The organism is Aquibacillus salsiterrae (assembly GCF_028416595.1).
GTDB classification, from domain to species: domain Bacteria; phylum Bacillota; class Bacilli; order Bacillales; family Amphibacillaceae; genus Aquibacillus_A; species Aquibacillus_A salsiterrae.
Genome location: NZ_JAMQKC010000030.1, coordinates 20,675 through 27,321, shown reverse-complemented (window position 1 = coordinate 27,321; position 6,647 = coordinate 20,675). Strand labels below are relative to the sequence as shown.

Sequence of the window (6,647 nt, the reverse complement as noted above, 5' to 3'; positions counted from 1 at the left end):
CGGACTCAGTTCACTGGATTTCGTCTTTCACTGTCCGAATTAGGGGTGAATTCGGACTCGGTTCACTGGATTTCGCCTTTCTCTGTCCGAATTAAGGGTGAATTCGGACTCAGTTCACTGGATTTCGTCTTTCACTGTCCGAATTAGGGGTGAATTCGGACTCGGTTCACTGGATTTCGCCTTTCTCTGTCCGAATTAAGGGTGAATTCGGACTCAGTTCACTGGATTTCGCCTTCCAATGTCCAAATTAGGGGTGAATTCGGACTCAGTTCACTGGATTTCGCCTTTCTCTGTCCAAATTAAGGGTGAATTCGGACTCGGTTCACTGGATTTTGCCTTTCCATGTCCGAATTAGGGGTGAATTCGGACTCGGTTGAGTGTTACAAAACTGCTTTGTAAAAAAAGCGAAGAACGCCTTGGTCAGCTTAAGACCTCAGGCGGGCTAGGCGCCCGGAGCTAGACAGCTCTTAGATTTTTTTATACCTTCTTTTCTCTTAAAAAAAGAGTACAACGCTTCTTAGTAACGAAGAAGAATTGTACTCTTTTTCTTATTTTTTCACAGTCATAATTTGTGTTTCACCATGAGTTACTTGTTGCGGGGCGATAATTTCCATCTCTGATACGTCATTGGTTATAACCAGTGGAGTAATGGTTGACTCTGCTTTCGCACTAACAACATCTAAATCAACTGTAATGAGTAAGTCACCAGCTGATACTTTATCTCCTTGCTTAACATGAGCTTCGAAACCTTCTCCATTCAAGGAAACGGTTTCTAAACCAATATGAATTAAATACTCTACACCTGCTTCTGATTCAATACCAACCGCGTGCTTTGTAGGGAAAAGGTTAACGACTTTACCGTTTACCGGAGCAACAACCTTACCACTTGACGGCTTAATAGCAATCCCATCCCCCATCATTTTCTGTGAAAAAGTTGGATCTGGAACATCTGTAATCGAAACCAGTTCTCCGGAAACCGGAGCAACTACTTTATCTTCTGTTGGCGTTTTGCCAAATAACTTTTTTAACACAGTACTTCCTCCTCTAAATAACGTCCTTTAATAATCATATGGTAACCTGTATATACAAGTTTGTCAATTTAGCTCTACTTTTGTCCCTAATAACTGTAAGAATCCATTCACCCTCTTTTTATTGTTGGCATATAGTGACTGTTGAAGGGGTGAGATAGATGTATACCAATCTTTACTTTTACCTAGTTAGCAGTGAGACGATTGATGAATTTATGGAACTTCGTCATCAAATTAGCGATATTATGTTAGCGTATGGGACGCTCGAAGACAGAGTTTATACTACTGTAACTGAAAAAGATTCAGATTTACACAAACGCTTTTTCACGATATTAAATGCTGAGCCCGATGAGCAAATCATACTTAGGCAAACCGTTTACCGCAACTTTTCACATTACGTCGAAATTTGTGAACAAACGAAAGAAGATGATACAATGAAAACGCTCACCAATAGTGTCAATCAGTTAGTTCATGGCACGAAAATGGTTTCTGCATCGTTTTTATGTGAATAAAGTAGGGTGGTTCATTTACTTTCCGATTACCTATATATAGTTATCCTCCATTGGCTGTCTTTTATGATTATTTTTCGAGAAAAAAGTGCACGTAGCTGGTGCTGCCTGTTTCGCGGTGTAATTTTATCTCAAAAAAAAAGCGTCTCAACGACGCAGCGGTCCGTTAGACGCTCTATTTTAAAGTGATTGATTGTTATTCTCGTGCAACAATAATTTTAGTTGCTCCACTTCTTCATCCGATAACGTAATCCCTTTACCCATTTTTTCGTGGTTTGGTGCCCAATCCCGGATATCATACTTGGGTTCTCGGTTATTCCATCTAACAAGATTTAATTCCTTTTTCCAACCTTTTGCTGACTCAGATAGAACACCAATTGTTTTAACAATTTCATATTGAATTTCCGCCACTATATTCCCCTCCGTTTCCCTATGTTCACCTTGTAAAGTTCACATAAAATGTTTCCGGCCCTGTTGGTTTGTCACTTCCCCCTAATGGTTCAACACTTGCTTTAATCCGCTCAAGCTTAGTCAAGTCTTCTCCTCTATAATACACTTTAGCTGTCCCATTTTGTAATTGTAATAACTCACTTCGAAATTGATCGTTTGAATGGATTACCCAAAGCTGATAATCCCTTTCTGCCAAATGAGTCAAGCCTTGCACTTCTACTAGCATTTCATTAGTGGCATTATTTATCCATACATTTCCACTTACATTTTGAGCAGTCGATGCTGGAATAATATCCAGCCGATTTGTATTCGGGTGATTAAAAAGCTCTGATTCACCTATCTCCTCATTCTGTCTCACTTCATATGTTAAATCCTGTGCGCGCATATTGATATAAAGTAATACACACAAAAATACAATCATCACCCCACTTATACTTGCGAATATCGGTTTAAAGGCTATTGTTCTTTTTGGTTTACCATGCTTGGCAATACTATGGTGAATCCTCGTCTTTAAGTAAGGGGAAGGATCGTTGGCAATCTGTTGTTCACGATTTAACAAAAGCTCCCATTCTTTCAAATTGGTTTGACATTGAGCACACATGTTAACATGGGCAATGATTTCGGTTCGTTTGTCAGAATCTAATTGGTCTTTTGCATAATCGATTAAGAGATGCTCATCAACATGTTCCTTATAATTCATTATTCTCACCTCCACTGGGTTTGGACCAGTTTAGTAAGTTTTTTTGTTTCCGTAAATTATTAAGTCCGTACCGTACCATTGATTTTATTGACCCTAATGGTTTCCCCATCAGCTGTGCGATTTGTTTTTGTGTCAGGTCTTTAAAATAAGCGTGGTAAATGACACTTTGCTGTTCCTCTGGCAAATGCTTTAACGCCTCAAAAATTACCTCTCGTTCAATGTGAGCGAGTACGGAAACCTCTGCATCACTCACCTCTTCACGCAATAACCCCTCAAGCTTATGAATAAGCATGGTCTTTTTCTTTCTTAATTTGTCAATCGAGCGACTCTTTGTTTTGACAGCAAGCCATGCTTCGACTGTCCCTTTTTCAGGGCGATACAGGTGTGCCTTTTGATAAACTTCTAAAAAGACATCATGACAAACGTCCTCAGCTTCCAATCGATCACTTGTAAATTGAAAGGCAATTTTATACACAAACGGAAGGTGTTGTACATAAAAATCATCAAATGCTTCCTTCGACCCAGTAGCAATTTCTTTTAACCGTTGAACACTTAATTTCTGCTTATCCAAACCACTACCCCCTCTCAAGATGGCTTAGTCACGCATAATCCTTTCTAAGCTAACTCTCTTATCCATTTCACAGTCTTAACACTTCTAAATAAATTTTACAAATTTTTTTGAAATTTGCAAATCCAAATAGCAATGTTGCTTCGTAGTAAGGTTGAAAAAAAGAGGAGGGGTATTAGCTATGTTTAAAAAAATATTAACGGTATTGGTCATTTTAATCACCGTAGGACCTGGTCTAGGCGTTACTAAAAGCTATGCAGCAAGTCACCTTACTTTGTTCACACCTTACACAGGTCTTGCGGTCACTCCCGGGGAAACGATTAATTATTCCATTGATGTAACGAACAGTAGCTCATCCATTGAATCGATAACGTTTGACGTAAATAATTTGCCAGATGGCTTTGAACAAAGCATCACCTCAGGCGGAAGAGACATCCGCCAACTATCGATTAAGCCAAATGGGGAAGAAACGATAAACTTAGAGGTTACAGTTCCATTAAAAGTACAAAAAGCAGACTACCGCTTTGAACTTGTTGCTAACGGAGCTGACGGAACTGTTGCATCCTTAGACTTTCTAACTACGGTAACAGAACAAGGAACATTTAAGACAGAGTTAACATCAGACCAGCCCAATATGGAAGGGTATGCAGATTCAACGTTTTCTTATTCTGCTAAGATTAGAAACCGAACAGCAGAGAAACAAACGTATGCACTTAGCACTAAAGCACCAGAAGGTTGGTCTGTTCAATTTAAGGTAGACGGACAAAATGTTACATCAGTTACGTTAGATCCAAACAGTTCGAAAGATATTTCGATTAACATGACACCCGCACAGAACGTAACTGCTGATACTTATACTATCCCAATCCAAGCAAGTACAAGTAATACAACAGCAGAAGCAACATTAGAGGCTGTTATTACTGGTTCTTACGACATTAATCTCACAACCAAGGACGGAAGACTAAGTACAGATATTACAGCAGGAAATGACAAAACGATTGATTTGGTTGTAGAGAATACTGGAACTACAACCCTAACAGACATTGACATTACTGCATCAACACCGCCAAATTGGGAATCTGAATTTGATATTAGCACCATCCCACAATTAGCAGCTGGTGAAAGTAAAACAATTAAAGCAACCTTAACAGCACCAGACGATGCAATCGCTGGGGACTATGTAACAACCTTTACCGCAGAAACGGCCCAGGCTTCGTCTGACGCTTCGTTCCGTGTGTCTGTTGCAACTTCAACGGTTTGGGGCTTTATCGGTGTGCTAATCATCTTAGCAGTTGTCTTTGGTCTATATTATTTAATTAGAAAATATGGGAGGAGATAAACGTGACGGGGCCGATTATCGAGCTTAAAGAAATTACAAAAAAGTACGACAATCAATATGCTGTTGATCACTTATCTCTTACCATTCAAAAAGGGGAAATATTTGGCTTACTTGGACCAAATGGCGCAGGGAAATCGACAACGATATTAATGATGCTTGGACTTAGCGAACCGACAAGCGGAAGTGTATCAGTCTGTGGAATTGACTCGACCCGCTATCCATTAGAAGTTAAGGCTCGGGTAGGTTATTTACCAGATGATCTTGGCTTTTATCATCACATGACTGGACTGGAGAATTTAATGTACACAGCAGCATTAAATGGCATACCAAAACAAGAAGCAAAAGAATTAGCTACTCAGTTACTAGACCGTGTTGGCTTAAATCATGCTGCAGATAAAAAAACAGGTAAATACTCACGCGGAATGAGACAACGGCTTGGCCTTGCAGATGTACTAATCAAGAAACCTGAGGTTATTATTCTCGATGAACCGACATTAGGGATAGACCCAGAGGGTGTCAGAGAATTATTAAAACTAATTAAGGAACTGAACGAGCAAGAAAACATCACAGTTCTTCTGTCTTCCCACCATTTGCATCAGGTCCAACAAATTTGCGATCGGGTTGGCATTTTTGTAAGTGGTAAATTGTTAGCAGAAGGCAATCTGGCCCGTCTTGCCCAGCAATTATTTTTCGAAGATACCTTTGTTGTGAATGTGACGGCCGAGGGAATAGAGCAATCATTACTTGAAGAATTGCACAAAATTAACGGGGTTAACCGTGTTGAAAAACTTAACACAAGCCTAGAGATTTATTGTGACCGAGATGTCACCTCTATTATAGCTGAAAAAATAATTCAATCCGGGGCGAGACTCTCTTATATCAACAAGAAAGATTATGGGTTAGATGAAATTTATCATCGATATTTTGAAGGACGTGAGGCGACATGAAAATGCCTAGCTTAAGCAAATTGTTACCAACTGAAAGTTTAGATAGCGAGAGACCACGTAGTCAGATGGCACTTCAACGAAGAAACGCATTTCAAGCAATTGTACGAAAGGAATTTACCGATTATTTGACGAGTTGGCGGATCATTATTCTTTTGGTCATTATTCTACTAACCTGTGTGGGCTCACTTTACACAGCCATTACAAGCATTCAAGATGCGCTTAACGCTTCTAACGATGCAAAAGAAATTGCCAAAGATTCCTTCCTATTCTTAAAGTTATTTACTGTTTCAGATGGGACACTGCCACCATTTATTACCTTTGTTGGCTTTATTGGTCCACTCCTTGGTATTGCACTAGGATTCGATGCGATCAATTCAGAACGAAACAAAGGCACGCTAAGTAGACTAATGGCACAACCTATTCCTAGGGATTATGTGTTAAATGCAAAGTTTGTAGCAGCCATCCTAATTAACGTTGTTTTATTTGCCATACTAGGCTTAATTGTTACAGCACTTGGCATTCTTATTATCGGTATCCCGCCATCGTTTGAAGAATTTGCTAGAATTGCTTTATTTATAACCCTTTGTATTTGCTACATCGCCTTTTGGTTAAATCTCGGTATCTTGTTTTCAGTACGGTTTAAACAGGCAGCAACATCTGCCTTATCTGGGATGGCAGTCTGGATATTCTTTAGTGTTTTTTATTCAATGATTATCCAAATAATTGCTAAAGTAATGTTCAATCCTGAAGCAATCACAACACAATCAGCCGCAATCAGCCGACAAGAAACCATTCTTAACTTAATGCGTCTGTCACCTAACTATTTATTCAATGAGTCAACGTCGATATTATTATCACCATCTGTCAGGAGCACCGGGCCATTAACAATGGAACAAACGGCTGGGGCGATTGCAGGGCCACTCCCGTTAAGCCAAAGCCTACTATTAATCTGGCCCCAGCTAACCGGTCTGATTGCAGCAACATTGATCTGTTTCGCAATCTCTTATCTTTTGTTTATGCGTCAAGAAATTAGGGGTAGTCAATAAAACAGGAAACCTAAAGGACGCCTAGCATTTGAAGAAGATTACTCAAGTAAGTCGGCTAGT

General features: G+C 39.6%; 8 protein-coding genes. 4 read left to right on the top strand and 4 right to left on the bottom strand.

The genetic code is table 11. The features are described 5' to 3' along the window. Nucleotides 1-548: 548 nt before the first annotated feature. Complete coding sequence (locus NC799_RS16895; RefSeq protein ID WP_272447603.1) at nucleotides 549-1,031, bottom strand: PTS sugar transporter subunit IIA; 483 nt, start codon at nucleotides 1,029-1,031, stop codon at nucleotides 549-551. A gap of 158 nt (nucleotides 1,032-1,189) precedes the next feature. On the opposite strand from NC799_RS16895, the gene NC799_RS16890 reads away from it, so the two are divergent. Further along, nucleotides 1,190-1,540, top strand: a complete 351-nt coding sequence (locus NC799_RS16890) for a DUF1428 family protein (protein WP_272447602.1) — start codon at nucleotides 1,190-1,192, stop codon at nucleotides 1,538-1,540. 177 nt (nucleotides 1,541-1,717) lie between these two features. Here NC799_RS16890 and NC799_RS16885 read toward each other — a convergent pair whose 3' ends face one another. Genes NC799_RS16885 through NC799_RS16875 form a run of 3 tightly spaced genes read right to left on the bottom strand, consistent with a single transcriptional unit; the run spans nucleotide 1,718 to nucleotide 3,258 of the window. Next, a complete protein-coding gene (locus tag NC799_RS16885; RefSeq protein ID WP_272447601.1) occupies nucleotides 1,718-1,948 on the bottom strand; it encodes a YdbC family protein in 231 nt (76 codons plus the stop codon). Between the two features lie 25 nt (nucleotides 1,949-1,973). Beyond that, nucleotides 1,974-2,687 (bottom strand): anti-sigma factor domain-containing protein, encoded by a 714-nt coding sequence (locus NC799_RS16880; RefSeq protein ID WP_272447600.1) that lies wholly within the window; start codon nucleotides 2,685-2,687, stop codon nucleotides 1,974-1,976. After that, nucleotides 2,677-3,258: an RNA polymerase sigma factor gene (locus NC799_RS16875; protein ID WP_272447599.1), complete on the bottom strand. Its 582-nt coding sequence runs from the start codon at nucleotides 3,256-3,258 to the stop codon at nucleotides 2,677-2,679. Before NC799_RS16875 ends, NC799_RS16880 begins: the two co-directional genes overlap by 11 nt. 178 nt (nucleotides 3,259-3,436) lie before the next feature. Between NC799_RS16875 and NC799_RS16870 the strand changes: the two genes are divergently transcribed. Genes NC799_RS16870 through NC799_RS16860 form a run of 3 tightly spaced genes read left to right on the top strand, consistent with a single transcriptional unit; the run spans nucleotide 3,437 to nucleotide 6,587 of the window. Continuing rightward, nucleotides 3,437-4,594: a COG1470 family protein gene (locus NC799_RS16870; RefSeq protein ID WP_272447598.1), complete on the top strand. Its 1,158-nt coding sequence runs from the start codon at nucleotides 3,437-3,439 to the stop codon at nucleotides 4,592-4,594. A gap of 2 nt (nucleotides 4,595-4,596) precedes the next feature. Beyond that, a complete protein-coding gene (locus tag NC799_RS16865; RefSeq protein WP_272447597.1) occupies nucleotides 4,597-5,541 on the top strand; it encodes an ABC transporter ATP-binding protein in 945 nt (314 codons plus the stop codon). Further along, a complete protein-coding gene (locus tag NC799_RS16860; protein WP_272447596.1) occupies nucleotides 5,538-6,587 on the top strand; it encodes an ABC transporter permease in 1,050 nt (349 codons plus the stop codon). The genes NC799_RS16865 and NC799_RS16860 overlap by 4 nt, the downstream gene beginning before the upstream one ends. The last annotated feature ends 60 nt before the right edge of the window (nucleotides 6,588-6,647 follow it).